This window comes from Staphylococcus ureilyticus, assembly GCF_002902235.1.
Classification (GTDB): domain Bacteria; phylum Bacillota; class Bacilli; order Staphylococcales; family Staphylococcaceae; genus Staphylococcus; species Staphylococcus ureilyticus.
The window spans coordinates 11,940-14,939 of the sequence record NZ_PPRL01000090.1 but is presented as its reverse complement, the minus strand read 5'-3'; the positions used below and the strand labels follow the sequence as shown (position 1 = coordinate 14,939).

Here is a 3,000-nt window from a genome sequence, read left to right as displayed (position 1 = left end):
CATAATTATAGAAGTAAGTGTACATCAATGTCTCTCAAAAGTAAGTTAATAAGCAAATAAAATACTGTTTTGACAGCTTCGAGTATTATTTTCTTACTTTATACATTAATGATAGAAAATTATACTAAATTAATTTAAAAAATAGCTTGTCAACCATAATGAGAGTTGATATAATTTATCTTGTGCTTAAGAGAGGCTCCTTGGTCAAGCGGTTAAGACACCGCCCTTTCACGGCGGTAACACGGGTTCGAGTCCCGTAGGAGTCACCATTTTTAGGTCTCGTAGTGTAGCGGTTAACACGCCTGCCTGTCACGCAGGAGATCGCGGGTTCGATTCCCGTCGAGACCGTATTGCCCATCCAATAGGATGGGCATTTTTTTGTACAATTTTCTACGATATATATTTTAAACTTCATTCAATTGAAGGTAGTAGTTATTTATGTATAAACATAAAAGCGTGTGTCTTCGTTTGTGAAACGAGCGGATGCTCAATTTAAATACGTAGAATTTTAAATGCTTCATGCTAGTGCAGGTTAGCACAGTTCATAAAAGTATCATTGTAAATGCGATGCTGCTTTGCAATAACACTTTTTTATACAATTAAAATAAAAAAGGTTAAACTAAATGTATTGAGTGAGACAAGAGGTGAAACAATGATGACTGTAGATCCAGAATTGAAAAAATTAGATATGCTAGATGCCCTGAGCGAACGACACGGTGCATTGAGGAATATTGTTGAAAACAAAGCAAATGACAAGAACGGGATACACAACTCCAGTTCAGAATGGTATATCATGGCAAAATTATACGTAAGTAAACTTACGTTTGTTGAAGTAACACAATCGGTTAATTTAACAAGGCAAGCCATTCATAAAGCGATTAAACAATTAGAAGAAAAAGAATTAGTCAAAGTTGAAAACTTAGTTCATAATAAAAAAGAGAAATGTGTGTCATTAACAGATAGCGGCATCGAATGCATTGAACAGTATATGACTTATAAACAATCCATTGAAAAACACATTGCAAAAGTCATTGGAACTGAGCAATTACAGCTATTTAAAACGATTTTACATCAAGACTGGCAACTAGAAGACTTACAATAAAATATCCAAGCATGAAGTATTGTGCCATTTTAAAAGCAATGGTTACAATACTTTTAATTTTGTACTAAATATTGTCAACCTAGTTGACAATAAAAGGGAAATTTTGATACAGTAATGAAGTTGATCGTTCGAGGACATTACTTTGAAGTAACAAATAACGTATACATATCAATGAAAAGATGTGTTTATCATTTAAAATTCATATTGTAAATGCTCAATGATATAAAACAAATTTGAATGGTATATCGAGATAAGTTATGGATCGAAGAGATTAATTTTAAGTAAATGGTACGAAGTTTATCACGTACGACAGCATTACATATCAATGTTAGGTCTCTTAATAATACTTATACTTCAGGGAACCATTAAAAAGGAGTATTTAAAATGACAACGCAAGTAAAAGTAAAGAACCCAAGCATGTACGCACTTGTACTTATGATTGGTGGATTTATGGGATTATTTAGTGAAACAGCGTTAAACATGGCACTCACAGATATTATGGCTGATTTTCAAGTTTCAGCTGCAGTGGTGCAATGGCTGACGACGGGATATTTACTCGTTATGGCTTGTTTAGTACCTGCTTCTTCTTATTTAATCAAGTGGTTTAATACGAAACCACTTATTATTACAGGAATTGTATTATCATTAATAGGCGTTATTATTGGTGCGCTCGCGCCTAATTTTAGTTTCTTATTATTAGGACGTATTGTACAAGCACTTGGCACAGGTATTTTACTACCAATCATGGTGACAGTGTTGATGCTTATATTCCCAATAGAAAAACGCGGTGCCGTGATGGGCATTATGGGTCTAGTGATTACCGCTGGACCTGCGCTTGGACCAACGCTGTCAGGTGTCATTATTTCAGCTTCTAGCTGGCATTATATTTTTTGGATTAGTGCGATTTTATACATTATCGTATTATTTATGGCAATTTCAAAAGTAGAAAATGTTGGAGAAATTACCAAACCTAAAATTGATATGATTTCTATTGCATTATCTACAATAGGATTTGCTGGATTAATCTTTGCATTAAGCACATTAGCTGAAGCACCATTTACAAGTACTATTGTATGGTTGCCGTTATTGATCGGAATTGTTGCACTGGCTATCTTTATCGTACGACAATTCAAGATTGATTCGCCGATGTTTAATTTAAACGTATTTAAATATCCAATGTTTGTCATAGGGGCTGCAATGGTTTTCGTTACGATATTATGCATCCTATCTATGGGTATATTATTGCCGCTATATTTAAAAGGTGCTTTATTATTTAATTCGATTATTGCTGGTTTAATTTTATTACCAGGTAATGCAATCAATTTAATCTTATCCCCGATTGTTGGTTCCTTATTTGATCGTTTTGGTGCTAGATACTTTGGCATTTTCGGATTTTTACTGATGTTTATTGCAGCGTTAATATTTTCATTAATGATTTCAGTTTCTACACCTGTTTGGGCTATTATTTTGGCATTCATGGTACTTTTCTTTGGCATATCGATGGTCATGATGCCAGCACAGACAAATGCCTTAAATCAATTGCCACACCACCTTTATGCTGATGGTTCAGCAACAATTACAACGTTAATACAAGTAGCAGGTTCAGCTGGTACTGCAATTGCCATTACGATTTATACCACAGCAATGCGTACCTTTGGCGCAAGCCATCCAAATGCAGAACAAGAAGTTGTACTGTCTTATGGTATCCAATATGCCTGTTTCTTTATTGTAATATTGACAGTTATCGGATTTATATTATCGCTCTTCGTTAAAAAATCTAAAAATATTTAATATTATCAGTGATGCATATCCAGTTTAAGCGACATCATGTTCAAATTATGACTAAGTTATCTCAAATACCTTAGTCAAAATAACATGACCCTTGCTGAGATATGTAT

At 34.0% G+C, this 3,000-nt stretch carries 2 protein-coding genes and 2 tRNA genes; all 4 read left to right on the top strand.

Features of this window, described 5'->3' with window-relative positions; genetic code table 11:
- The first annotated feature begins 194 nt into the window (after nt 1–194).
- The 4 genes from CD150_RS09780 to CD150_RS09765 all read left to right on the top strand — a co-directional run bounded on the left by CD150_RS09780 (nt 195) and on the right by CD150_RS09765 (nt 2,893).
- Nucleotides 195–269, top strand: a tRNA-Glu gene (locus tag CD150_RS09780).
- A gap of 6 nt (nt 270–275) precedes the next feature.
- Nucleotides 276–348: transfer RNA gene (locus CD150_RS09775), tRNA-Asp, on the top strand.
- Between the two features lie 304 nt (nt 349–652).
- On the top strand, nt 653–1,102 hold the full coding sequence (locus CD150_RS09770; RefSeq protein ID WP_019468529.1) for a MarR family winged helix-turn-helix transcriptional regulator: 450 nt from the start codon (nt 653–655) through the stop codon (nt 1,100–1,102).
- 384 nt (nt 1,103–1,486) lie between these two features.
- Complete coding sequence (locus CD150_RS09765; RefSeq protein ID WP_019468530.1) at nt 1,487–2,893, top strand: DHA2 family efflux MFS transporter permease subunit; 1,407 nt, start codon at nt 1,487–1,489, stop codon at nt 2,891–2,893.
- Nucleotides 2,894–3,000 lie beyond the last annotated feature (107 nt).

Bases quoted from the DNA above. Each gene is read 5' to 3' on its own strand.
- CD150_RS09770 (WP_019468529.1), top strand. From the start codon at position 653: ATGATGACTGTAGATCCAGAATTGAAAAAATTAGATATGCTAGATGCC.
- CD150_RS09765 (WP_019468530.1), top strand. From the start codon at position 1,487: ATGACAACGCAAGTAAAAGTAAAGAACCCAAGCATGTACGCACTTGTA.